The sequence below is a fragment of the Mycoplasma sp. 1654_15 genome (assembly GCF_012516495.1).
GTDB lineage: Bacteria > Bacillota_I > Bacilli_A > Mycoplasmatales > Metamycoplasmataceae > Mesomycoplasma.
Genome location: NZ_CP051214.1, coordinates 248,581 through 274,273, shown reverse-complemented (window position 1 = coordinate 274,273; position 25,693 = coordinate 248,581). Strand labels below are relative to the sequence as shown.

Here is a 25,693-nt window from a genome sequence, read left to right as displayed (position 1 = left end):
TTTACTCTTTTTCTACAATTTCAACATCTTGATATGCTTTGATTATATCACCTAATTGAATATCATTAAATTTAACTATGTGAGTTCCAAATTCGTTTCCAGCAACTACCTCTTTAACGTCGTTTTTATCTCTTTGTAAAGATTCGATTCTACCTTTGTGAATTAATTTTTTATTTCTGTAAAGTGCAACTTTGGAATTAGCAAGGATTTTTCCTTCCTTCATTGAACATCCAGCAATACTTCCTACTTTTGAGTATCAGAAAATTCTAATAATTTCTGCATATCCAGTTTCTACTTCTTCATATTGAATAGTTCTTAAACCTTTTATTTGTGCTTTTAGTTCTTCAATAATTTTATAAATAATTGTATGTTCACTAATTGTAATTTCTGCTTGCTTTGCTTCTTGTTTTATTTGATTTGGAACTTGAATGTTAAAAGCGAAAATTTTAGCATTAGAGGTTTGAGCCAATAAAATATCTGATTTACTAATTAAACCAACTGCTGAATGCAATACATTTACATGAACTTCTTTTGTAGACATTTTTTCAACTACAGATTGAATTGCCTCAGCTATACCCTGAACATCTGCTTTTATAATTAAGTTAATAACTTTATCTTTGTTTTCTTCTTTTGAAAGACTATTTTTTTGAATTAATTTGCTTTGTTTTTGAAGGAATTTTCTTTCTTCTGCTAACTGTTTAGCAAATTTTTCTTCTGGAAATCCAAAGAACTTATCACCTGCTTGAGGAACATAATTTAAACCAGTAATAATAACAGGTGTTCCAGGTTGAGCTTGCTCAATTTGATGTCCATTTGTATCTTCTAAAGTTCTAATTTTTCCATATTGTGAACCAGCCACAATAAAATCTCTTAATTTTAAAGTTCCATTTTGTACTATTAAAGTTGCAACCGTTCCTTTTCCGTGATGCAATTTAGCTTCAATTACTGTACCTATTGGAAACCTATTTTTATTTGCTTTTAAATCTAAAACTTCTGACTGAACTAAAATAGCTTCAAAAAGATCATCAACTCCTTGTCCTGTTTTTCCTGAACCATAAACAAAAATATTTTTTCCACCTCATTCATCAGGAATAATATTTAAATTTACTAATTCGTTTTTAATTCTGTCTACGTCTTTGTTTGGTTTGTCCATTTTATTAACAAAAACTATTATTGGAACATCAGCAGCTTGTGCATGGTGAATAGCTTCTTTTGTTTGTGGCATAACTCCATCATCAGCTGCAACAACTAAGATAACAATATCAGTAACTTTGGCTCCACGTGCTCTCATTTGAGTAAAAGCTTCATGACCTGGTGTGTCAATAAAGTTGATTAAATTTTTATTGTATTCAACTTGATAAGCACCAGTATGTTGAGTGATTCCTCCAAATTCTGAATCAGTTATTTTTGACTTTCTAATATAATCTAAAAGTGTTGTTTTTCCGTGATCAACATGTCCCATAATTGTGATAATTGGGGGTCTAGTTTGTAGTTCAGCTTCACTATCTACAATTGAAACTTCATCCATAAAATTTGAAGCATTAATTTCTTTTTCTTTTTGAAAATCTAGACCATATTCTAAACAAATTTCTGCTATTTCTTCTTCATTTATAATGTGATTTAGATTATACATTTTTCCTTGCTTGAAAAAATATGTAATGATTTCAGTTGCTGGTTTATTAATTTTTTGTGCAAATTCTGAAATTAGCATTGCTCCTGTAAAAGTAAAAACTCCAGATTGTACTTCTACTTTAACATTATTTAATTGTGATTTGATTTCATTTATATTTGATTTTCTTTTTTCTTTTTTTGCCATTCTAGCTCCATTTCTGCACTTAATTGTTGATAAACTGCTTTATCTATGTTGGTTTTAAAAGCTCTGTTTAAAAGTTTTTTATCTAAAACTTGACGAATTTTATCTTCTTTATTTTCTACATATGCCCCACGACCATGTATTCTTGTTTTAGAATTTAAAAAATCTATTTTGATTTCTTTATTTTGAGTCATTACAAAACGAATTAGTTCATTAACTGGGAATTGCTCTCTTGCAATTATGCATCTTCTTTTGTAAATTTTCAAAACTATTCCTCTTCGTCCTCATCTCAATTAAATTCACCTAAATCAAGGTCTTTAATTCCACTGTATGATAATAAATCATTGTCTTTTTTGAAGAATTTTGCTTCTTTTTTGATTTGTTTGATTTCTTCTTTTGTTAAATCTACTTGTTTTTTAGGTTCTTCTTTTGGTTGTTCTTGAGCAGTCTCAGAAACTTTTTCAAATTCTTCATTTGCTTGATCTAGGAGATTATCAACATCAAATTTGTCTTTGTTTTTCTTTGTTTTTACTGCTGGTTTTGGTTGTTCTATAACTGAAAAGTCTTCATTTTCTTCACTTTCTGACTCTTCATATAAAAGTCTTTCGCTTTGTAAATCTTCTATATATTTTTCAATATCTTTTTCAAATTCAGCCATTATATTTGTATTTGAAAATGATCTTCTAGTATATGTATGAGGCTTGTGATGATGGGTTTTGTGTGAAACTAAACTTGCTTTTTCAATACGTTCTAATTCAGCTTGATTTTCTATATTACCATTTCAATTAGTTATTGTTTTACCTTCATTTATATAGTCTTTATAGGATTTTACATCAATTTTGGTACGTGTTAATTCATTTGCAAGTCTTACATTAATTGCATGCTTTCCTATAGCTTTTGCTTGGTGAGAAGTGGGAACAACTACTAAAAATTTTTGACCTTTAGATTTTTTGATTTCTTCAATAAAAATTACTCTTGAAGGTGATAAAGCATTTATGATATATCTTGTTATATTTGGATCATATTTAACAATATCTATCTTTTCTCCAAGCATTTCTTTATTTATTGTTGCAATTCTACTTCCATTTTTTCCAATTAAAGCACCTATTTCATCAACACCTTGTGATAAGTCATCTTCATTGACTTTTCTGACTGAAACTTTTGATCTATTTCCTGCTTCTCTTGCTACATTTACAATTTCTAAAATACCTGCTTCAACTTCAGGAATTTCTCTTTTTAATTTTTCTTTTAAAATCATTCCTTCTTTTGAAGATAATATAATTTGTGAATCTTTTTGATTATCTAAAACATCTTCAATAAAAACTTCTTGTTCAGAATTTAGAGCAATATTAAAGTTAGAAATATTTGGTTTTGGCATATATGCTGGAATTTCACCTTCAATTAAAAAGTTAAATCCATTTTGTGATTTTTTAATTAAAGTAGCTTTTATAATGGTGTTTTTTAATGGTAAAAATTTTTGGTAAACCAGTTTTCTTGTAAACTCATGAATTTTTTGTTTAAAAGTTTGAATAATAGGAACAAAAATATGTTTATCAAATTCTGAAATATCAATAGGAATATCAAAAACATCTCCAACATTTGCTTTTTTATTAATTTTTGTAGCTATAGATAAAGGAATAAAAGCAATTTTTTCTGCTTGAAATGAAGTGTGTTTATCTGAATTATCAGATATAGCTAAATCAGAAGATTCATTTAACATGTCTTCAAATTCTTGATCAGAAACAATAACTCCATTTTTGTTGATTACACTAAACTCTTGAGGATTTTTTTCATCTATTAACAATTCAATCTCTGCATCTGGATCTAGTTTTGAAATAATTTGTCTTGAAATAGAATCTTGTAATATATCTTTTATTATTTTAAAATCTATTTTTCTAAATTCAGAAATGTCTTGAAGTATTTCTTGAAAATTAAATTTTTTTATTGTTGAAACTTGTTCTTTTTTTGTTCTTTTACTTGTCATATCTTCCTTATTTATTTTTCTTTATTTTTATGTATGAATTTATTTTTTCAATTTGTTGTAATGTTAAAATTTGCTTCTTTTTTCTTCCTTTTATGTTAATTTCTAAAGTAATAATATCTTTACTTTTGTCTAATAAATATCCCAAAACAAAGTCTTCTTTAGATAATCAAACTTGAATGTATTCATTAATGTGATTTTGCAAATCGTCAAAGTTTATATCTGCATCTGTTCCTACTGATACTACATCTAAATAAAATGATGTTTCATCCTCTAAATTATGTTTATCAATAAAATCTGAAATTTGTCTTGTGAGATTTTCGATTTCTTTTAAATCCTTTAGATTTGTTTGTACTCTTAAAAATTTTATGTTGTTTTCAATTTCAAATTTAGCTGAAACAACATTTTCAAAATTTTCAACTATTGAAGTTTCTAAAGTCAAATTGCTCCTTATTAATCTTTTATTATCCTAGTAAAATAAGAAAAGGTTGCAAAACACAACCTTTCTAATATGGTTAATTTTTTATAATTATATATTAAAATAGAATAATTCAACTTAAAAGTTAAATTTATATTTTTATAATGTGGTAAAATTCTAAATACTTTTAAAATTAAAAGATAAATATATGTAGAAAAAATATTTATGAAAAAAATACTTAATAAATTCTTTATTTTTACTAGTTTTTTAACTATTCCGATATATTTTTTAGCTTCTTGTCAAAGTGAAGATTTAAATAGTAATAAAACTCAAGATCCAAATATCGGTGATAAAACTAAAGATCCAAATAATGGTGCCAAAACTCAAGATCCAAATAACGGAGATATTGATTACAAACTTCAAATTGGTCAATTTGATCCAAATAATCCTTCTCCTTCTGTAGAAATTTCAAGACAATTTAAATTTGTAGTTGAACAAAAAATAACTTACAAAGAGTTTAAAGAATTATTTTTTGCTAAACTTAAAGAAGCATTAGAAGTCAATGACGCATTACATTTGGCAAATCCCAATGCTAAAATTGAAGATAATCAATTTTTAAACACAGTTGATCCTCAATATATAAAATTAATTTTAGTAAACTATTTAATTGAAAAAGAACATAAAATTGTTGTAAAAAAAATCGCTAATTATGAATTGCCTTGAAAAAAATTAGATGCTCTTGATAAAGCTTTGCAGCAAAGAATTTCATATCAAGACTGAAAAATAGAATTCGATGATCAAAAACAACAAGTTAAAATAAAAGCTAGCTTTGGACATTATCATTCTAATGTACCTCACATTATAACTTTTGCAAACTTAATAATTGATGATTTTAAAGAAGAAAATTCTAACAAAAATGTATAAAAATAAAGGATTTTATGAAAGATAACATCAAACAAGAACTATTTGAATTAATTTCTCAAACACCTGGAATCGTAGCTTTTGGATTGATAGAAGATTCTACTTTTTCTAAAATAAATAAATCTTTATTATTTTCTGAATCTATCATTAAAATCGAAGAAAAAAATCAAAAAACAGATATTTCTTTTTCCATTTTTATTAGTGTAGGTGTTAATGCAAAAATCTTGATAGAAGGATTAAGAACTCAAATTAAATTTTTTTTAAAAGAACGTAATGAGGATTTGAGAAACTTAAATATACAAATCAGAGGAGTAATGTAATGAATACCAAGACTTTAAATGCTCAAATGTTTAAATTTGCGCTTGAATCTGGAGTTAATAATTTAGCAAATAATGTTGAAAAAATTAATTCTTTAAATGTTTTTCCTGTGCCAGATGGAGATACTGGTTCTAATATGTTAGCAACTATAAATTCTGCATATGAGGCTATTAAAAACATGGATTCTGTTACTTTATCTGATGTTGTAAAAGAAACTTCAAAAGCTATGTTATTTGGAGCAAGAGGTAATTCAGGAGTTATTCTTTCACAAATTTTTAGAGGTTTGAGCGAAATTTTAGAAACCAAAAAAGAAGCAAATGTTATCGATTTAGTAAAGGCTTTTGAAAATGCACAAAAAAAAGCTTATCAATCTGTGCTAAAACCTGTTGAAGGGACAATTTTAACATTCATTCGTGAAGTTGCACAAGCTCTTAAAGAAAATATAACTGAATCAAACTCTATCGAAGACTGCTTTAAGTTAGTTGTAGAACAAGGAAAAAAAACAACTATTAATAGCCCTAATCTATTAAAAATTTTAAAAGAATCTGGTGTAACTGATTCAGGTTCTGAAGGAATTTTGTTGATTTTTGAAGGATTTAATTCATTTTTTTCTGGCATACCAATACAAAGACTAAAAATAGAAGAAAAAGAAAAAGACCTTATCTTTAATTTAGAACACAACAAAGAGGAAGAATTTGGTTATTGTACAGAGTGTATTGTTGATTTAAAAAATCCAAATAAATTTAATAAAAATAAAATAATTAATGACTTAGAAAAGCACGTAAAATCTATAGTTATTGTAGAACAAGAAGGTTATTTAAAAATTCATGGTCACACTTTAAAACCAGGATCTATGTTGAATTATTTACAAAAATATGGTGAATTTGTCAAGATAAAATCAGAAAATATGACACTTCAATCCAATCAAAATTCAACTACTGAAAGTGACAATTCTACTAATTCTGAAAACTCAAATCCTTCATTATCCGGGCTAGTTTCTTGCAATAATGGACAAGGAATTATTTCTCTAATGAAGCAAAATGGAACAGATTTTATCATCGAAGGTGGTCAAACTGATAATCCTTCCACACAAGATATTGTCACTGCAATAAATTCTGTAAATGCTAAATCTGTTTTTGTTCTTCCGAATAATTCCAACATTATTTTAGCGGCTCAACAAGCTGCAAAAATTGTAACTAACAAAAAAGTTATTGTAATTCCTACAAAAAATCAAGTACAAGGAATTGAAGCTTCTTTAAATTTCAACAAAGATACTAAATGGCAAGATAATAAAGAACTAATTGAAGAATCTTTAGGAACTTTACGTGTTTTGGAAGTTTTTCAAGCTAGCAAAGATGCTAAAATTAATAACGTAAAAGTAAAAAAAGATCAGTTTGTTGCTATGGAAAACAACAAATTATTAAAAGCTAAAGCAAGTGCATATGACGTCATTATAGACACTATCGAATCTTTAATTACTCAAGATTCTGAGATGATTTATATTTATTATGGTGATTTAGCAACAGAATCTGAAGCTTTAGAAATTCAAAATTACTTAGAACAAAATTATGATTTAGAAATTGTAATTAAAAATGGTCAACAAAAAATATTTAACTTTTTAATTGGGGTGGTTTAATGAAATACAGCATTGCATTTGATGTTCAAAACAGTGACAATTCATTAGTTGCTGCTACTGAAGCAGCTTTTTATTTTGCTCAAAAAAATCCAACAATCAAAATTTGACTAGTAGGAGATGCAAACAAAATAAACTCTGCTATGCCAAAAAATAAACCTGAAAATATCATTGTTTTACAAGAACCTAACATTGCACTAAAAAAAGAAAAACTTTCAAAAGATATAGCAAAAGAAGAAAATTCAATGAATACAGCGTTAAATTTATTAGCTAATAATGAAGTAGATGCTGTTTTATCAGCTGGTGAATCATCTCTACTTCTAGCTAGTTCGATGTTAAAACTTAAAAGACTTGCAAGTGTATCACGTCCAGCTTTTATGCCAATGATTCCTACACTAGAAAAAGATAAATCCTTCTTGATGCTTGATGTTGGCGCTAATATTGAAGTAAAACCTGAATATTTTCTTCAATGAGCTAAACTAGCAAAAGTGTTTTATCAAACACTTTTTAAAGTCAAAAATCCTGCTATTGGGCTAGTAAATATTGGAACTGAAGATTACAAAGGTTTTGATTTTCACAGAGAAGCAAATATTCTTCTAAAATTGGAAAAAGACTTGAATTATAAAGGATTTATTGAAACAAAAAATATTTTAAACGGAAGTATTGACATAGTTTTAAGTGATGGTTATGCTGGAAATTTAGTGTTAAAAACAATGGAAGGCACAGTGTTAAATTTTGTTAAATTGCTCAAACAAGAATTTACAAAAACAGCAACAAGACAATTAGGTTCTTTACTTTTAAAACCAGCATTTTCTGAAATTAAAGAAAGATTTGACTACAGAAATGTTGGAGCAGCTTGAATAATTGGTCTTAATGGAATTGTTTTAAAAGCTCATGGTTCTTCAGATAAAAAAGCTTTTGAAGGTGCTTTAGAGCAAATAAAACTCGCAGTAGAATCTAATGTGTTTAGCAAGTTAAAAGAAGCAATAATAGAGTAAAGTTTATGGCAAGTATTAAAGAATTATTATTAAATTTAGACATAGTTCCTAATGATATTAGTATTTTTGAACAAGCATTTACACATAAATCTTATCATCATGTGCGACCAAATAAACCACACTATGAAATGCTTGAATTTTTAGGTGATTCTTTGTTGAATTTGCAAACCTCTTTGTATATTTTTCAAAACATTGATGCCAAAAACGAAGGAAATGCAACAATTTTAAGATCACAAATAATTAGTTCTGTTTCTTTTGCGAAAATTTCTGACAAATTGCAATTGAGTAAATATTTAAAAGTAGCAAAAGGTTCTGAAGAGATTTTAAATAACACTAAAATAAAAGCTGATATTCTAGAATCTTTAACCGCTGCTATCTATTTAGACCAAGACAAAAAAACTTTTGAAAATTTTGTAAAAAAAATCCTTCATTCTTTAGTAAAAAAACACTCAAAGAAAGTAAGTAAAGATCCAAAATCAGAGTTTCAAGAAATTATTCAATCATTTTCAAAAACTTCTATCAAGTACAACACAAAAAAAGTCGATAATGTTTTTGAAAGCGAATTGATTTGAGATAACAAAATTTATGGCTATGGTAAGGGAAATAGCATTAAAGAAGCTGAATTAGAAGCTGCAAAAAAATCTCTTAGAAAACTTAAAAAAGAATTTAATATAAAAAAATAAAATAATTCTTTTTTAATAAGTTGTTTTACTTTAAAATTTAATTTAAATTCTACAAAAACAAGGAATATTATGTTAAAGCTTATTAAAATTGAAATCGAAGGTTTTAAGTCATTTGCTGATCCTATTAGCATTAATTTTGATGGTTCAGTAGTGGGTATTGTAGGACCAAATGGTTCAGGAAAATCTAATATTAATGATGCAATTCGTTGAGTATTAGGAGAACAATCTGCAAAACAACTTCGTGGTTTAAATATGGACGATGTTATTTTTGCAGGTTCTAAAACCGTTAAACCACAAGATAAAGCAATGGTTAAATTAACCTTCAAAAATGAAGACGCGGTAGAAGAAACTGAACAAATTTTTACCATTTCTCGTGTACTAAAAAGAGGACAAGGATCTAACGAATATTTTTACAACGATCAACCAGTTAGATACAAAGATATTAAAAACTTAGCAGTTGAATCTGGAATTTCTAAATCTTCACTTGCTATTATTTCACAAGGTACAATTTCAGAAATCGCTGAAGCTACACCAGAACAAAGAAAAGCAGTTATCGAAGAAGCAGCAGGAACTTCTAAATATAAATTAGACAAAGAAGAAGCACAAAAAAAATTAATTAGAACTACAGACGCAATCGACAAGCTCCAAGGAGCTATCAAAGAACTTGAAAGACAAGTAAATTCTTTAGAAAAACAATCGTCAAAAGCTAAAATTTATATAGAAAAAAGTAAAGCTCTTGAATCAGTCGAAGTGGGTTTAATTGTTAATGATTTAAACTTTTTTACAGATAAATTAAACACTTTGAGCACATCACTAGCTGAAGTTGAACAAGAAAGAAACGAACTAGAAATCAATATTCAAACTCATGAATCAACCATTACACAAAATGTTGGATTTAAAACAGAAGTAGAACAAACAATTCAACAAATTGGTTCCAAAATTGAAAACTTAAAAGATAAATTAAACAAAATTAATGTTCAAGAAGCCGAAATCGAAGCGCGTAGAAAATTAATTATTAGTGGTGAAATTGTAGTTGACCAAAAAACTAAAATCGAAGAAATTAAAAAACAAGTCGAATCTTTAAAAATACAAATAAATGCTTCAAAAGAAAGAGAAGTTGAACTTGATAGACAACTTACTGCTTTAAATGCAAAATTAAACACACTAAGATCTCAAGAAACTGATATTTCAAAAGAAATTGGAGTATTTATCGAGAAAAAATCTTCTGCTTCTACTCAAATTAACTTTTTAAAACAACAATTCGAAAATAGAAATTTTTTATCTAAAGGAATTAAAGCGATTAAAGATAATTCCTTCTTATTTGAAGGATATTTAGGTCTTACTTCTGAACTTTTTAAAGTTAATCAAGAATTTGCAATTGCCATTGAAACTGTTTTAGGAGCAGCTTTAAATCAAATAGTTGTAAAAACATCTGAAGATGCGCTTGAAGCTATTAATTTTTTAAAGAAAAATTTATCTGGAAAAGCAACATTTATTCCGTTAAGTTCTATTAGAGAAAGAGAAGTAAGAGAAGATCATTTACTTGTTTTAAAAGGTCAAAAAAGCTTTTTAGGTATAGGTAAAGATTTAGTGGAATTTGATAATCAATTTAATAAACTTTTTGGCTTTTTATTAGGAAACATTATTGTTGTTGATAATGTCGATAATGCAAACAGAATAGCTAAAATACTTGATCAAAAATACACAATTGTTACTTTAGAAGGTGATTTGTTTAGACCTGGTGGAACAATTACCGGTGGAACAAAGCAAGAGTCTACTTCTATATTGAACTACGAAATTAAAATTAAGGAACTTACTAATAATTTAAAATTCGCTGAAGACCAAATCCTTGATTTAAAAACAAAACAAAGCGCTAAAAACAACGAAATTCAAGAAGCTAATTCAACTATTCAACAAGTAAAAATTGAAGCAAATTCTATTAGCACCAAACTTGATAGTTTAAACAATGAACTAAATAATTTAAAATTAACAGCAAGTGAAATTTTTAAAGAACAGCAAGAGGATCAAGAAAGCTTAAATTTAAGTTTTGATTCTGAAAAATTAAACTTAGAAAAAGAAATTTCTACTTTAAACATTGAACTTAATGCTAAAAAAGATCGTTTAACAAATCTTATTACAGAAATTGGAAAAGAAGAGTCTAAAAAACAAGAATTAGATTCTAGATTAAGAAAATTAAATACACAACACTCAAGTAGTATTACTGAACAAGATAGAGCAAGATTTTTAGTAGAACAAAATCAAAAGAGATTATCTGAGCACTACAGGCTAACATTAGAAGCTGCTAGCCAACAATATTCTTTAGATTTAGACATTGAAGAAGCAAGACATTTTGTAGATAATCTTAAAAAAGAACTAAAAGAACTTGGAAGTGTTAATTTAGAATCTATTCAAGAATTTGAAGAAGTTAACCAACGTTATCAAGAGAAAAAAGAACACATTGAAGAACTTTCTACTGCAAAGTCCAAAATTGAAGAAGCAATTTCTGATTTAGATAAAATTATTATTAATAAAACTACTGAAGTTGTTAACTTAGTAAATAACGAATTTAATATGGTATTTCAAAAAATGTTTGGTGGAGGAAAAGCAGAAATTCACTTTACAGATAAAAATGATGTATTAAATTCAGGTGTTGAAATTTCAGCACAACCTCCTGGAAAAACTATTAAAAACTTACGTCTTTTCTCAGGTGGAGAAAAAGCAATTATAGCAATTTCGCTTCTTTTTGCTATCTTAAAAGCAAGGCCAATTCCATTGTGTATCTTAGACGAGGTTGAAGCTGCATTAGATGAATCAAACGTTATTCGTTATGTAGAGTTTTTAAAATTATTAAAAGAAAACACTCAATTCTTGATTATTACTCACCGTTCTGGTACTATGTCTAGAGTTGATCAGCTACTTGGAGTAACAATGCAAAAACGTGGTGTAACTTCAATATTCTCAGTTGAATTAAGCAAAGCAAAAGAAATGCTAAAAGACGAATTAAAATAGTATAAATTAGAAAAAAAGCAGAGTGTAAATTCTGCTTTTTTTGTTCAAACTATTAGTGAACTTTTGAAGCTTAATTTCCTATTTTTTTATATTTTTTAAATTATTTTTATCACAGATAACATACAAAAATCCTTCTAAAAAGAAGGGTTTTAATAAAAAAGTGAACTTTTTTTGATACTCTGGACTAAGTTGTTGTATAATTTTAAAACTTTATATCAATTTATGGTATTTAACAAAATTAAAGAAAGGATAAAAAATGCCAACACAATCTCAGTTAGTTAATGGGGCGAGAGTTAATAAAGTAAGAAAAATTAACGCTCCTGCATTAAACAAATCTTTTAACTCATTAAAGAAAAAAGAGCATGCATTACCTGCACCTTTTAAAAGAGGTGTATGTACAAGGGTAGGAACAATGACTCCTAAAAAACCTAACTCAGCTCTTAGAAAATACGCAAGGGTAAAATTATCAAATGGAATGGAAGTAAATGCTTATATTCCAGGTGAAGGACACAACTTGCAAGAACACTCTGTTGTTTTAATTAGAGGTGGAAAAGTTAAAGATTTACCAGGTATGAGATACCACATTGTTCGTGGAACTCAAGATACAGCTGGTGTAGCTAAAAGAAATCAAGGTCGTTCAAAATACGGTGCTAAAAAACCAAAAGAGAAAAAATAATCAATAAACAAAAGGAGAAATTATGTCACGTAGAAAACAAGCCCCTATAAGACAAGTGCTAGCAGATCCAGTATTTAATTCAAAATTAATTACTAAAGCTATCAACACAATTATGTTAGATGGTAAAAAATCTACAGCACAAAACATTTTATATTCAGCTTTTAAAATAGTTGCTGAAAAAACAGGAAAAGACGCTTTAGAAGTATTTCACGAAGCTATTAAAAACATAACACCTGAATTAGAAGTACGTTCAAGAAGAGTTGGTGGTTCAAACTACCAAGTTCCAGTTGAAGTTTCTAAAAGAAGAAAACAAACACTATCATTACGTTGATTAATCAACTATGCTAGATTACGTAATGAAAAAACTATGGAATTAAGATTAGCAAACGAAATTATCGATGCTTTCAACAAAACTGGTGGATCAGTTAAGAAAAAAGACGATACACATAAAATGGCAGAAGCTAATAGAGCATTTGCTCACTACAGGTGATAATTATGGCAAGAAAATTTGACTTAAAAGACTATAGAAATATAGGAATTATGGCTCATATTGATGCCGGGAAAACAACTACAACTGAAAGAATCTTATTCCATACAGGTAAAATTCATAAAATTGGAGAAACACACGATGGTGGTTCACAAATGGACTGAATGGAGCAAGAAAAAGAACGTGGAATTACTATAACTTCAGCCGCTACAACAGCCTTTTGAAAAGGAAAAAGAATTAATATTATTGATACTCCGGGACACGTTGACTTTACTGTTGAGGTTGAACGTTCATTACGTGTTTTAGACGGTGCTGTAGCTGTTTTAGATGCTCAATCTGGAGTAGAACCTCAAACTGAAACTGTTTGAAGACAAGCTACAAACTACAACGTTCCTAGAATAGTTTATGTTAATAAAATGGATAAAGCTGGAGCAAATTTTGAAGCTTCAGTAAAATCTGTTAGAGATAAATTAGGTGGAAACGCTGTTGCTATTCAATTAAACATTGGATCTGAAAATGATTTTATTGGTTTAATTGACTTAGTAGAAATGAAAGCTTTTAAATACAACGGAGAAAAAGAAGAAGAAGAATTTGAAATCGAAATTCCTTCAGAATTAAAGGAAAAAGCAGAAATGATGCGTATGGAATTAGCAGAAGCAGTTGCTGATTTTGACGAAGATTTAATGCATTTATTACTTGAAGGAAATACTCCAACTGTAGAACAATTAAAACATGCAATTAGAAAAGCTACTATTTCAGGTCAATTCTTTCCAGCTGTTTGTGGAACTAGTTTCAAAAACAAAGGTGTTAAAAAAATGATCGACGCTGTTATCGAGTATCTACCTTCACCTTTAGATGTTCCAGCAATTAAAGCATACTCAGATGATGAAGAATTTTCTGTACAAGCTTCAGATGATGAAGAATTTTCAGCTCTAGCTTTTAAAATTATGAATGACCCATTTGTTGGTTCATTAACATTTTTTAGAGTGTACTCAGGAGTTTTAAGTAAAGGAACATATATCTTAAACTCAACTAAAAATAAAAAAGAAAGAGTTGGTAGAATTCTAGAAATGCATGCTAACTCTAGAGAAGAAATTAACGAGGTTAGAACCGGAGATATTGGAGCTTTAGTTGGTCTAAAAGAAACAACAACTGGAGATACTTTAATTTCTGAAAAAGCAAAACCTTTTGTTTTAGAAAAAATGGTTTTCCCAGAACCTGTTATTTCTCAAGCTTTAGAACCTGCGACAAAAGCTGCTGTAGAAAAACTCTCAATCGGTCTTCAAAAACTAGCAAATGAAGATCCTACCTTCAAAACCTGAACAGATAATGAAACAGGACAAACAATTATCGCAGGTATGGGTGAGCTTCACTTAGACATCATCGTTGATCGTTTAAAAAGAGAATTTGGTGTAGAAGCTAAAGTTGGAAAACCACAAGTTAGCTACCGTGAAACTATTACTAAAGCAGCAGAAGTTGAAGGAAAACACATCAAACAATCTGGTGGACGTGGACAATATGGACATGTTTGAATTAAATTCGAACCAAATGAAGAAGGTGGATTTAAGTTCATTGACAAAATTGTTGGTGGTAAAATTCCTAAAGAATACATTAAATCAATCCAAAAAGGACTTGAAGAAAAAATGCAAATGGGAATTCTTGCAGGTTATCCAATGATCGACGTCCAAGCAACACTTTATGATGGTTCTTACCACGAAGTTGACTCCTCTGAAATGGCTTATAAAATAGCAGCTTCTAAAGCACTTACAAAAGCAAAAGATGCAATTGGAACTGTTTTATTAGAACCTATTATGGATGTTTCTGTTTTTGTTCCAGCTGAATACTCAGGAGATGTTATGGGTGACTTATCTCGTCGTCGTGGACAAGTTAAAGAACAAGAAACAAGATCCGATGGAGCTAACACCATTAGAGCAAATGTTCCTTTAGCAGAAATGTTTGGATACTCAACACAATTAAGATCTATGACATCAGGTCGTGGAACTTACCAAATGCAATTTGATCACTACGAAATTACACCAAAACAAATTTCAGATCAAATAGTAAAAGAAAGAGCAATTAAAGCTGACGAAGATTAATATTAATTAAAAATACTTTTTATGGCAAATGCTCAAAAAAATCAACAAAATAATTTAGACTCATCTTCAAATCAAAGACAAAATCCTTCATTTTTGAAGCCAAAATTTTGAATTGAGTGAAAAAAAGAACAAAGAATCAATTTTGTTTTTGCTTTATTTGCAATTATTTCTACTTTTGTAATAATTGCAAGAAATATAGCAGTAAATTATATTGAATTTTCTTTACCCAAATTTTATTTTGTTTCATTCGTTTATTATTTTCAGAATATTTCTAGTTTATTTTATTTTACTTATCAAACTAATATTATTTTTGCAATTGCACTTTTAATTTATGTTCTAAATCCAAGCAGAAAAAAATTTCAATGGCTATTTTCTTCAATTGTTTTACTAACTATCACATTTATAGTGTTTTGAACTTTAATAGCTTGACATTTTAATTTCAAAGAAAATCTTTTAGATACTTTACAGACATTGATAGTCCATTTAGTTAATCCAATATTATCTTTTATCTGTCTTTATCATTTAAAACGTGCATATGCTATTAAAAAATATACTTTTATTTATCCAATACTATATTCGTTTTGTTATTACCTATTTTGTTGTTTATTGTTCTTTTTTAGCGTAAGGCAATATACTAACCCTGATTTTAGTAATGAAAATAAAATTGTTTATTTTTATACAGGATTGACAATTTATCCATTTTTAAATTTCTATCATCCTTTTTTCTACTCAGGTAATTCAAACACTATAGTTATAATATTAAATTTAATTACTTTATTATCAATTGCTATAGTTCCGTTTTTAGTTAGTTGGTTTTGAATAAAAGTGTTTAAAATTAAATACCATTCATTGAAAATTAGAAATAAAATAAAATATTTATATAGAAAAATAAAGCATTTTATTCTAGAATTTAAAACTAAACACTGAACAAAATAAACTTGTAAATAACCAATTTAACGAAGCTAAGTAAAAACACTTAGCTTCGTTTTTTTAAAAAAAGTAAATAAAAACTAGAAGAAAATTTCTTCTAGTTTTTATTATTGTTGTTATCTTAGAAAGTAAATTCAACTATTTTGTCGTTTTCTACCACTAAAAATTTATCACCTGGCTCAGCTCCATATGTGCTTAAAACTCTTCTTGCATGAGCAAAGTCAGCTTTAATTTCGTTAAATAATTCAAGTGATTCACTAGCTACAAATACTGAAGAAGTTACTCCAAAACCACCGATTAATTTTTCATCATTGATAATTCCGATAACTGCAGTATTTGGTCTAAATTTAGCTATTGTTGATAGTAATTGACCTGTTCTTGATAAAACCACTGCAAATTTAACATCGTGTTCTAAAGTATAATGTGCTATTTTGTGAGCTATGTAAGCTCTTTTTCCAAATGAATTTTTTGCCATAACTGAAAGTTGTTTTTTATAAAATAACTTGTTATAAAACTCTCTTTCAGCTCTTTTGTTAATAGTTGCCATAACTTTTACTGATTCATAAGGGAATTGACCTTGTGCTGATTCTCCTGAAAGCATTGTTGCATCTGCTCCAAGCTCAGTTGCTCAATAAACGTCGGTTACTTCTGCTCTTGTAGGTTGTGCAGATTTTTCCATAGAATCTAACATTTGTGTTGCAACTATTACAGTTTTTCCTGCGAATCTACATTTTCTAATAATATTTTTTTGATGGAATGGTACGTCATAATAAGGAACTTCTAATCCAAGATCTCCACGAGCTATCATAATTCCGTCTGAAACTTCAATAATCTCATCAATTTTTACAATCCCAACATGAGATTCAATTTTAGAAATTATTTGGATATGCTCTCCGCCATTTTCATCTAATAATTGTCTTAATTCTCTAACATTTTCCGCTGAATTAACAAATGAAGCAGCAATGTAATTTACGCCTTGTTCTATTCCGAAAATAACATCTCTTTTATCTTTTTCTGATAAAAATGGAAGTGAAAATTCTACACCAGGTAGATTAATTCTTTTATTAGATTTTAAAACGTGAGCATTTTTTGTTAAAACAGTAATTTTATTTGGTTCAATTTCTATAACTGTTGATTGTAATTTACCATCATCAAATAAAACTTGATCTCCAATTTTTAAATCACGATCCATTTCATAGGAAACTGTAACTACATCTGAAGTTCCTAAAAAGTTTTCGTAATCTTCTTTTGAAGTTAAAATAACAACTTTAGAATTTGATTCAATTAATTGTGAACCATTAGTCATTTTTCCAACTCTAATTTCAGGTCCTTTTGTATCTAACAAAATTGAAACTGGAATATTTAAATCTTTTGAAATTTTCTTTGCATTATCAAATTTTGCTTTTTGTTCTTCATAATCACCATGAGAAAAATTAGCTCTTATTGTGGTAACTCCTGCTTGAATTAATCTTTTTAATAAATTATAATCCTGAGTTGAAGGACCAATTGTTGCGATTATTTTTGTTCTTTTTTCAATAAAATCTTTCATTTAATTACCTTTTTATATATAAATTAAATTTTGTTTAAAAATTCTTACAAATTATAATATGTTTTTAGTAATTTTATACTATTTTTAAGCTAGTTTTTAAGTCTTTTTTAGAAATTAATTTAAATTCTAATTTAGTATCTAGGTCCATTTTTTCAACATAAAACTCTAAAACTTCAACAGATTTAGAATTATTGTTTTCAATAGTAAGTTTTTGAACATTATCTATAACAAGTGATTTTAAAAAATTAGATAGTTTTAAATTATCAACTGTCATTTTTACTTCATTTTCATAGTCAGAAAAGTGATCTAAAAAGTAAAATATCATTTTTTTATAATCATATTTGTTTGTATCTTCTAATAACCGAAAGTTAGATTTTAAAACAATATTTTTTATATTATCGTTATTAAAAAAAGCATTTTTAATTTCTTTATTTTTAAAGTCTTCGATTATTAATTCTTCAATTTTGTTGTTGTAAAATAAATCATTTTCTAAAGTTGTTAAGAAACTAGGAATATGAAGGGTTTTAATGCTATTCATAGCAAATGCTGATTCTTCAATAACCTTTATACTAGAAGGAATTTGAAGTACTTCCAAATAATTACTTTCAAAACAAGCAAAAGAAATGTGTTCTATTTTATCGTTTCAGACAATTTGCTTTATTTTATTGTACATAAAAGCAGATTGTCCAATTCTTTTTAGATTTGGAGGCAAAATTACTTTGTGAAGATTTTTTTTAATGCCTGAAAAAGCAAAGCTTTCAATTTCTTCTACTTGATCTAGACTTTTTAAATCTAAAATATTATTTTTATAAAAATTTTCATTATTTAAAATATCGATTACATCTTGTTTAGTGATGTTTTTTTTGTTCATAATTTCCTAATTTTTTCCTTTTTTTAAAGTTTTTTGCAATTTCAAGAAAAATAAGTCTGAAAGGAGGTAAATGAATAGCAAACTAGTTAAATTAACAGAAGAAGAAAAGTATAATATTTCAGGTGCTGGAATTGGTGCAGTTGCTACTGCTACACTTACTGCTTTACCATCAGTTATTAATACTTTAATGAACCTAGTTGGGATGTTTAAAGGAGCAACATCTCATTCAGGGGAATTAAAAACAAAAGAAAATACCATAAAATGAGATAATTCTGAAGCTAAAAGTTCAGCAAGTAAAACACCTATTTATTTCGTTTACTAATCACAATAAAAGGCAGTTTAACTGCCTTTTATTTAATCTAATTTAATATTGTGAAAAACATTTTGAATATCATCATCGTCTAAAAAAGTGTCGATTTTATTTAAAAGATCTTCTGTGTCTTTTTCAGTTAATTCTACTTTTTCATTTGGAAAGTAATTAACTTCTACACTTAAGAATTCTATATCTTTGTATTCTGATTCAAGAGCTGCTTTTAGTGAAGTTAATGAAGAAGGTTCACAAAATACTTCATAAGACTCTGAATCAACAAGAAAATCTGTTGCTCCATTATCTAAAACAAAAAGCATAAGTTCATCTTCTGAAAGGTCTTTTTTAGCTATTTCAATATACCCTTTTTGTTCAAACATATAGGGAATTGAATTTTGTTTTCCAATTTGACCGTTAGCTCTTTTAAATAATGCTTGTAAATTAGAAATTGCTCTGTTTACATTATCTGTTAAGATTTCAACAATTACTGAAACTCCGTGAGGTAAATTTCCTGAATAAAAAAATTCTTTGAAATTCGCTCCTTCTTGACCAGCGCCTGTAGCTTTAGCAATTGCTTTATCAATATTTGCTTTTGGCATTGATTTTGCTTTTGCTTTTGCCACAACTAATCTAAGTGCTGAATTAGAGTTTAAATCGGGTCCACCTTTGGAAGCAGCCACCATTATTTCTTTTGAAAATTTAGCGAAAATTTTTGATCTTAGCGCATCTTGTGCACCTTTTCTATGCTTAATATTTGCTCACTTGGAATGTCCTGCCATATTAAAAATCCTTTAATGTTTTTCTTGGTCTTGGTATTTTATTTCTTTTATGTTGACTGATTTTATGTAAATACTCGATTCTGTCAACAACTGATTTTTTTAATTTTGATTTATCTTCTAAAAATTGATCAAAGTCTTTGTATGTGAATTTCATTTCGTCTTCATCTTTTTGATTTTCTCATAAACCAGCAGATGGAGCTTTTTTTAAAATTTCTTCGTTTATTCCTAATTCTTTTGCTAATTGATAAACTTCGGTTTTAGTTAAATGAACGATGGGAAGAAGATCTACTCCTCCATCACCGTATTTTGTAAAGTATCCAATATACATCTCTACTAAATTATCTGTTCCAAGAACTAAATAGTCTTTTTCTTGTGCAATTGCATATAAAGTTGACATTCTTAATCTTGGTTGAATGTTTGCTAATGACATTTTATCTTCAATTTTCAATGTTTTAACAAATTCTTCATATATGTTAGATAAATTAATTTTTCTTGTTGATATATCAAATTTATTTACTAACTTTTCTATATGCGACAAATCTTTATCCATATTTTTGATTTGCATAATTAAACCTAAAGAATCTTTTGGAAATGCTTTTTTTGCTAGAACTGCTACTAAAGCTGAATCTATTCCACCTGAAATCCCTACTATAACACCTGACTTATTAGCTTTTTTAACTTGGTTTTTAATTCAATTAACCAAATAATTTATATATTTTTCATTTGAAGTCATAGTCTTATTATTTTACCATATTTTAGTAATTTTGGGCATTTTACTTTATGATAAAGTTAAGTAAAATTTTCATTTTACCTTCAAAAATCAAGGATTTTGTTTGATTTTTTATTAAAAAGACGTCACCAAATTTTACCTCAAAATTATCTACTTTTCCTTGTCCTTCAATTACTGTTGCCTCTACTCAATAAAAATCTTTTTTAAAATATTTTATTTTTTTGCCATTGATTTCTTCTTTTTCTAAATAAAAATATTTATTGTTAACAAGAAGTTGTTTGTTTTTGATAATTTTAGGTTTTAGCTTAGTTTTTAAAGACTTAAAAGCCAAATCTAAATGTAATTCTCTTAATTGATTGTTTTTATCTCTTCTTTCATAATCATAAAATCTATAAGTTATATCTGAAGATTGCTGAAGTTCAAAAACAAATGTATCAGCAGGAATTCCATGTAGCATTCCAGATTTTATGTATGTAAAATCATTAGATTGCAAATGAACTAAGTTTAAAAAATCAAAATTTTTGCTTTGAATTTGTTGTTTTATCTTTGTTTTTGAAGGTTCGTTGGTTCCTATTACAAAAGGTTTAGATGAAGGTTTTAATACATACCAACATTCATCTTTTCCAAAACTGTTGTGTAATTTTCGAGCGTTTTTGTCATCTGGATGCACTTGAATGCTTAAAGCTGTTTTTGCATCAATAAACTTAGTTAAATTAGGATAATCACCTGAATAATTTCCAAAAAAATCTTTATTGTTTTTAAAGAACAAGTATAAATTTTTCTCTTTTATTTCTTCATTTATTATCAAACTTGGAGTTTTTTCAAAAGCAGAAATTAATCAAGCTTCGCCTGCTGAGTATGATAAATTGTAAAGTTTTTTTAAATTATCATTTGCTCATAAAACTTCTTTAAAATAAGGTTTCAAAAAAACTAATTTGGGCATCGAATCTCCTTGGCTAAATGTATAAATTATAAAATTTTTTTAAATTTTAGTATTATTTAATAACAATGTTTTTAACTATAACTTTTTCTCCTTCTGTTGATTTAGTAATACAGACTGAAGTCTTCGAAATAAACTCTTTAAATAGATATAAAAATTTTAATCTTTTTCCTGGTGGTAAAGGAATAAATGCTTCTGTAGTTCTAAGTAGGATGGGATTTGAAAACACTGCCATAACATTCTTTGATAAACACACATTTAATAACTTGAATAGCTTTTGAAAAAAAGAACAATTAAATATTTTAAACATTACAAATGCTGGTGTTTTGCCTACAAGATATAATGTTAAAATGTTTAGTAAAACTTCAGATTTTTTTGAGCTAAATGGACCAAGAAATCAAATTAATGAGGCACAAAAAAATAAATTATTTAAGCTGTTGCAAAAATTAACTGATAAGGATTTTGTTTATATTTTAGGTGTTGTAGAAGAAAATTTATTAGTTGAAATTTTAGAGATTTTAAACAAACAAAAAGTTAAATTCGGTCTGGATATTGATACTAAAAATATTATGAAATTTATTGATTTTAAACCTTATTTTTATAAGCCTAATTTAGATGAATTAAACATAAATTTTAAAATTAATTCAAAAAAAGATATTTTTGATACACTTAAATACATTCAACAAAAGGGTGCTAACAATATACTTTTATCTTTAGGTGATCGAGGTTCGATTTTGCTTGATAATAAAGGAATTTTTTATAAAAGTACTTTAAATATCAAGGTAAATATAAAATCTACAGTAGGCGCAGGAGATACACTAGGCTCTATTTTTATAGCGAATTTTTTAAAAACTAATAATGTTGAAAAATCTTTAATTTTGGCAACAGCAACAGCTACCTCTACTGTATCACAATGATGACTTGCAAAGAAAAAAGAAGCATTTTCGTTTAAAAAATTTGTAAAAGTTGAGAAATTTAATGATATTAAAACAAACTAAAATTATCTTTTATAACCAAAAAGGTCAGGGTGCTGGTTATTATAATAATAAAATTATTTATCTAGATTTTGTAATTTTAAACGAGGTTGTTGAATTCGAAATTCTAGCAGAGTTTAAAAATTACTATAAAGGAAAAGTAACTAAAATAATTGAAGCTAGCCCAAATCGTAATTACGATTTGCCACTTAATTATGAACTAATTGGTGGTTATGAGCTTATTCATATGAATCTAGAAGCTGAAGCTGAATATAAAAAATATGTTGTTAAAAATGACTATAAAAACATAGCAAAATTCGATGTTAATAAAGAACTAGAATTAAATTATTTTCAAGGTAAAAAAGAATTTAGATATAGAAATAAAATTACTTTATTTGATGGTGCTTTGTATCAAAAAGCTTCTCATAAGAAGATTTTTTTAAATGACTTTTTACTTACTGATATAAAACCAAAAACTAATTTAAAAGGGAAGGTAATTTTAAGAAAATTAGATAAATTAGTTGTTGGAACAAAAAAAGATGTTGAATTATTTAATACAGATAATTTATTAGGTTTAATGTTTAGAATAAACATTAATTCTTTTTATCAAATTAATAAAGAAGTAGCTGAAAAAGCATATTTAGAAATTATAAATTTAGTAGATACAAATGATATTGTCTTAGATCTTTATAGTGGGATTGGGACAATTTCATTATTGGTGGCTCAAAAAGCTAAAAAAGTTATTGCTGTAGAGCAAAATAAGTTTGCTCATATTGACGCTTTATTTAATAAAAAACAAAATAAAATTGAAAATATATCTTTTAATAATCAAGAAGTGTCCTTGTTTTTGAAGGATTTTAATGAAAAAATTGATACTATTATTGTAGACCCTGCAAGAGAAGGGATGGGCAAAAAAGTAGTAGAAGAAATTTTGAGATTAAAACCTAAGAAAATTATTTATTTATCTTGCAATCCAGCAACTCAAGCCTATGATTTTTCTTTATTAAAAAACAATTACAAAATTAGTTTTATGCAAATTTTTAATATGTTTGTAAAAACTTTTCATATTGAAACTTTAATCTGTTTGGAAAGAATTTAATAATTTTTTTTTGCTTTTTTTAAAAAATTTTATATAATACAAACTTAATTATTCAAATCTATCAAAAATCATTAAAAAGTTTTAAATTTATTAAAGGAGTAAAATGGACGGATTAGATATTTTTATGCAAGTACTTTCTTATGGAGGAGCAATTGGTGTAGCTGTTTTTTCCATACCTGAAGTTATTAATATTGCAAGATTTAAAAGAACTCATCACTTAAACAAAATTTTATTTATTATTTTATTTTTAGCTGCTTTATTTTTCTTTGTTTCAGGAGTTTATTTCTGTAAAAAATATGCAGATTTAGGTAGTGATATTGCTTTCCAAGCAGCGGTTACTGCAGCTAACGGTGTTTCTATGATATGTTCAGGATTTATTTTAATTCAAAAATTCTACAACATTTCAAATGCTAACAAATTAGGAATTACAGAAGCTGAATTTGCTAAAAAACGACTAAAATATGATTTATAATTCTTAATTATATTTTAAAAAAACCGGAATAAATTCCGGTTTTTTTAAATAATTGTAGTTAAATGATTATTTTTTAAGTTTGTTTAATTTAGCAACTGCATTTCTAGCAGCTTCTCAAACTATTTCTGAATAAGTAGGATGTGGGTGAATTGCATCAGCGATTTCGTAAACAGTTGTTTCTAAATCAACAGCTACTACTAATTCACTAATAATATCTGTTGCAACTGCTCCTAAAACATGAACACCAATGATTTCTCCAAATTCTTTGTCAACTAATAATTTTGCAAAACCTTGTGTTTCGTTTGTGGCAATAGCTTTTCCAATGTGTCCGTATGAAGCTTTTCCAACAATAAAGTCAATACCTTTTGCTTTAGCTTGTTCTTCTGTTAAACCAATTGAAGCAATTTCTGGGTGTGTATAAATACATGCTGGAACAGTTTTGTCTGAGTATCTTTCTTTTTTACCAACAATATTAGCAACAGCTACAACAGCGTGTCTATAAGCCACATGAGCTAACATAGATTTTCCGCTAACATCACCAATTCCGTAAACACCTTCAACGTTAGTTTTACAAAATTCATCTGTTACTAATTCTGATCTTTGACCTAATTCAAGACCTACTTCTTTTAGTCCTTGAGTATTTGGAATTCTACCAACTGAAACTAAAGTAATATCTGATTTGATTCTTTCTTCTTTACCGTCTACTGAATAAACTACTTCGTCATTTTCAAATCTTTGAGTTGTAGCATTTGTAATTATTTTTACACCAAGTTTTTCTAAATTAGCACTTACTTGTTTTGAAATTTCGCTATCTAAGTTAGCTAAAATTAAAGGTAAATTTTGTAAGATGGTAACTTTTGTTCCTGCTGTGGCAAAAATTTGTGCAAATTCAACTCCAATTACTCCACCACCTACTATAGTAATAGATTTTGGTTGTTTTTCTAAGTTGATTGCTTCTTTTGATGTAATTACTTCACCTGATTCATAAGCTTGTGCAAAACCTGGTAGGTCAATTTTTCTATCAGTTGATCCGGTAGCAATAATTAAGTTTTTACCACGATAAACTTTTCCATTTACTTTAATTACATGACTTGCTAAAAATTCTGCTTGTCCAATTTCTGATTTAGCTTTTGCAGCTCTTACTATTCCTTGAACTCCGCCTACTAGTTTAGCAACAACGCCTCTTTTACGTTCATGCATTTTTTCTCAGCTTAATTTAAATGGAACTGTGTGTCCTATTACACCGTATTCTGAAGCGTGGTTAACTAATTCTAATACTTCTGCACTTTTTAGCATTGCTTTAGTTGGAATACATCCAACATTTAAACAAACTCCACCTCAGAATTCTTTTTCAACAATTAAAGTTTTTAGACCATTTTGTCCTGCTTCAGATGCAGCAAGATAACCACCAGGACCTGAACCGATTACTATTACATCAAATTCTTCATCAACTGTTCCTGAATATGTTGTGCCTTTAGATTTTGCTTCTGCTTGTTGTGCTAAAACTTTTTCACGCATTGCTGCTCTTCTGCTTAATGCACTTTCAGGTTTTGCTTCAGTAGTTGTAGCTGGTTTTGGTTTTGCAAATGCACTTAAATCAAATAATTCGTTAGATACTTTAACTTCACCAACAACTGATGCTCCACCTTCTTCTTGTGCTTCTTCTTTTTTAGGAGCTTCTGGTGCAGGTGCTGGTGTTTCTTCAGCTGGAGCTGAATCTCCAGAATCACCTTTTCCATCATCAATGTGGAAAATTTCTTGTCCAACGTGGATAGTATCACCTTGTGCCATTAAGATTTTAACAATTTTACCAGTTGCAGGAGAAGGAATTTCAGAAGCCATTTTATCAGTTTCAACTGAAAATAATGAATCTCCTTCTTTTACCATATCTCCTTCTTTGACAAAGATTTCGCCTACAACTCCTTCGTGTAGACCCTCACCTATATCGGCGAATTTGAACTTAAACATATTTCTCCGTTTTTTTTTAATTCTTTAACATATTTAAACTT

General features: G+C 27.7%; 24 protein-coding genes. 14 read left to right on the top strand and 10 right to left on the bottom strand.

Annotated elements, in window-relative coordinates; genetic code table 4:
* Window position 1 precedes the first annotated feature (1 nt).
* From infB to HF996_RS01215, 4 genes are read right to left on the bottom strand one after another with little or no spacing between them, the layout of a single operon-like run.
* Complete coding sequence (gene infB, locus HF996_RS01230) at window positions 2-1,816, bottom strand: translation initiation factor IF-2 (protein ID WP_168910271.1); 1,815 nt, start codon at window positions 1,814-1,816, stop codon at window positions 2-4.
* Window positions 1,783-2,079, bottom strand: a complete 297-nt coding sequence (locus tag HF996_RS01225) for a YlxR family protein (protein WP_168910270.1) — start codon at window positions 2,077-2,079, stop codon at window positions 1,783-1,785. Before HF996_RS01225 ends, infB begins: the two co-directional genes overlap by 34 nt.
* Before the next feature lie 2 nt (window positions 2,080-2,081).
* On the bottom strand, window positions 2,082-3,797 hold the full coding sequence (nusA, locus tag HF996_RS01220; protein ID WP_168910269.1) for a transcription termination/antitermination protein NusA: 1,716 nt from the start codon (window positions 3,795-3,797) through the stop codon (window positions 2,082-2,084).
* A gap of 7 nt (window positions 3,798-3,804) precedes the next feature.
* On the bottom strand, window positions 3,805-4,236 hold the full coding sequence (locus HF996_RS01215; RefSeq protein ID WP_168910268.1) for a ribosome assembly cofactor RimP: 432 nt from the start codon (window positions 4,234-4,236) through the stop codon (window positions 3,805-3,807).
* A gap of 201 nt (window positions 4,237-4,437) precedes the next feature.
* Here HF996_RS01215 and HF996_RS01210 point away from each other — a divergent pair, with 201 nt between their 5' ends.
* From HF996_RS01210 to HF996_RS01165, 10 genes are all read left to right on the top strand, one after another.
* Entirely contained in the window at window positions 4,438-5,136 is a 699-nt protein-coding gene (locus HF996_RS01210) for a hypothetical protein (RefSeq protein WP_168910267.1), read from the top strand.
* Window positions 5,137-5,150: 14 nt separating this feature from the next.
* Window positions 5,151-5,453 carry a hypothetical protein gene (locus HF996_RS01205; protein WP_168910266.1) on the top strand — a complete coding sequence of 101 codons (303 nt, stop codon included), beginning with the start codon at window positions 5,151-5,153 and terminating at the stop codon, window positions 5,451-5,453.
* Entirely contained in the window at window positions 5,453-7,087 is a 1,635-nt protein-coding gene (locus HF996_RS01200; RefSeq protein WP_168910265.1) for a DAK2 domain-containing protein, read from the top strand. The genes HF996_RS01205 and HF996_RS01200 overlap by 1 nt, the downstream gene beginning before the upstream one ends.
* Window positions 7,087-8,082 carry a phosphate acyltransferase PlsX gene (gene plsX / locus HF996_RS01195; RefSeq protein WP_168910264.1) on the top strand — a complete coding sequence of 332 codons (996 nt, stop codon included), beginning with the start codon at window positions 7,087-7,089 and terminating at the stop codon, window positions 8,080-8,082. Before HF996_RS01200 ends, plsX begins: the two co-directional genes overlap by 1 nt.
* Window positions 8,083-8,087: 5 nt before the next feature.
* Complete coding sequence (rnc, locus tag HF996_RS01190; protein WP_168910263.1) at window positions 8,088-8,765, top strand: ribonuclease III; 678 nt, start codon at window positions 8,088-8,090, stop codon at window positions 8,763-8,765.
* 69 nt (window positions 8,766-8,834) lie between these two features.
* Complete coding sequence (locus tag HF996_RS01185; RefSeq protein WP_168910262.1) at window positions 8,835-11,774, top strand: chromosome segregation protein SMC; 2,940 nt, start codon at window positions 8,835-8,837, stop codon at window positions 11,772-11,774.
* Between the two features lie 256 nt (window positions 11,775-12,030).
* Complete coding sequence (rpsL, locus tag HF996_RS01180) at window positions 12,031-12,450, top strand: 30S ribosomal protein S12 (protein WP_168910261.1); 420 nt, start codon at window positions 12,031-12,033, stop codon at window positions 12,448-12,450.
* Between the two features lie 22 nt (window positions 12,451-12,472).
* On the top strand, window positions 12,473-12,943 hold the full coding sequence (rpsG, locus tag HF996_RS01175) for a 30S ribosomal protein S7 (protein WP_168910260.1): 471 nt from the start codon (window positions 12,473-12,475) through the stop codon (window positions 12,941-12,943).
* 2 nt (window positions 12,944-12,945) lie between these two features.
* Window positions 12,946-15,033 carry an elongation factor G gene (fusA, locus tag HF996_RS01170; RefSeq protein ID WP_168910259.1) on the top strand — a complete coding sequence of 696 codons (2,088 nt, stop codon included), beginning with the start codon at window positions 12,946-12,948 and terminating at the stop codon, window positions 15,031-15,033.
* Between the two features lie 21 nt (window positions 15,034-15,054).
* The gene (locus HF996_RS01165) at window positions 15,055-15,969 is read left to right on the top strand and encodes an MAGa3780 family membrane protein (protein WP_168910258.1); all 915 of its coding nucleotides are present in this window, start codon (window positions 15,055-15,057) and stop codon (window positions 15,967-15,969) included.
* 115 nt (window positions 15,970-16,084) lie between these two features.
* Here the strand turns inward: HF996_RS01165 and pyk are convergent, their stop codons facing one another.
* Window positions 16,085-17,512 (bottom strand): pyruvate kinase, encoded by a 1,428-nt coding sequence (pyk, locus tag HF996_RS01160; protein ID WP_168910257.1) that lies wholly within the window; start codon window positions 17,510-17,512, stop codon window positions 16,085-16,087.
* A 73-nt stretch (window positions 17,513-17,585) separates the two neighbouring features.
* Window positions 17,586-18,383 carry a leucine-rich repeat domain-containing protein gene (locus HF996_RS01155; RefSeq protein WP_168910256.1) on the bottom strand — a complete coding sequence of 266 codons (798 nt, stop codon included), beginning with the start codon at window positions 18,381-18,383 and terminating at the stop codon, window positions 17,586-17,588.
* Window positions 18,384-18,453: 70 nt separating this feature from the next.
* Here HF996_RS01155 and HF996_RS01150 point away from each other — a divergent pair, with 70 nt between their 5' ends.
* Window positions 18,454-18,705, top strand: coding sequence for a hypothetical protein (locus tag HF996_RS01150; protein WP_168910255.1), 252 nt, complete (start codon window positions 18,454-18,456; stop codon window positions 18,703-18,705).
* A gap of 32 nt (window positions 18,706-18,737) precedes the next feature.
* Here the strand turns inward: HF996_RS01150 and HF996_RS01145 are convergent, their stop codons facing one another.
* Genes HF996_RS01145 through HF996_RS01135 form a run of 3 tightly spaced genes read right to left on the bottom strand, consistent with a single transcriptional unit; the run spans window position 18,738 to window position 21,142 of the window.
* Window positions 18,738-19,469: a YebC/PmpR family DNA-binding transcriptional regulator gene (locus HF996_RS01145; RefSeq protein ID WP_168910254.1), complete on the bottom strand. Its 732-nt coding sequence runs from the start codon at window positions 19,467-19,469 to the stop codon at window positions 18,738-18,740.
* A 1-nt stretch (window position 19,470) separates the two neighbouring features.
* Complete coding sequence (gene nadE, locus HF996_RS01140) at window positions 19,471-20,202, bottom strand: NAD(+) synthase (protein WP_168910253.1); 732 nt, start codon at window positions 20,200-20,202, stop codon at window positions 19,471-19,473.
* Window positions 20,203-20,242: 40 nt separating this feature from the next.
* Window positions 20,243-21,142 carry a type I phosphomannose isomerase catalytic subunit gene (locus tag HF996_RS01135; RefSeq protein ID WP_168910252.1) on the bottom strand — a complete coding sequence of 300 codons (900 nt, stop codon included), beginning with the start codon at window positions 21,140-21,142 and terminating at the stop codon, window positions 20,243-20,245.
* Window positions 21,143-21,207: 65 nt separating this feature from the next.
* On the opposite strand from HF996_RS01135, the gene HF996_RS01130 reads away from it, so the two are divergent.
* From HF996_RS01130 to HF996_RS01120, 3 genes are all read left to right on the top strand, one after another.
* Window positions 21,208-22,137 carry a PfkB family carbohydrate kinase gene (locus HF996_RS01130; protein WP_168910251.1) on the top strand — a complete coding sequence of 310 codons (930 nt, stop codon included), beginning with the start codon at window positions 21,208-21,210 and terminating at the stop codon, window positions 22,135-22,137.
* The gene (locus tag HF996_RS01125) at window positions 22,118-23,212 is read left to right on the top strand and encodes a class I SAM-dependent RNA methyltransferase (protein WP_254427736.1); all 1,095 of its coding nucleotides are present in this window, start codon (window positions 22,118-22,120) and stop codon (window positions 23,210-23,212) included. Before HF996_RS01130 ends, HF996_RS01125 begins: the two co-directional genes overlap by 20 nt.
* Window positions 23,213-23,315: 103 nt before the next feature.
* Window positions 23,316-23,684, top strand: coding sequence for a hypothetical protein (locus tag HF996_RS01120; RefSeq protein WP_168910250.1), 369 nt, complete (start codon window positions 23,316-23,318; stop codon window positions 23,682-23,684).
* A 66-nt stretch (window positions 23,685-23,750) separates the two neighbouring features.
* On the opposite strand, the gene lpdA is transcribed toward HF996_RS01120, so the two are convergent.
* A complete protein-coding gene (gene lpdA / locus HF996_RS01115) occupies window positions 23,751-25,652 on the bottom strand; it encodes a dihydrolipoyl dehydrogenase (RefSeq protein WP_168910249.1) in 1,902 nt (633 codons plus the stop codon).
* Between the last annotated feature and the right edge of the window lie 41 nt (window positions 25,653-25,693).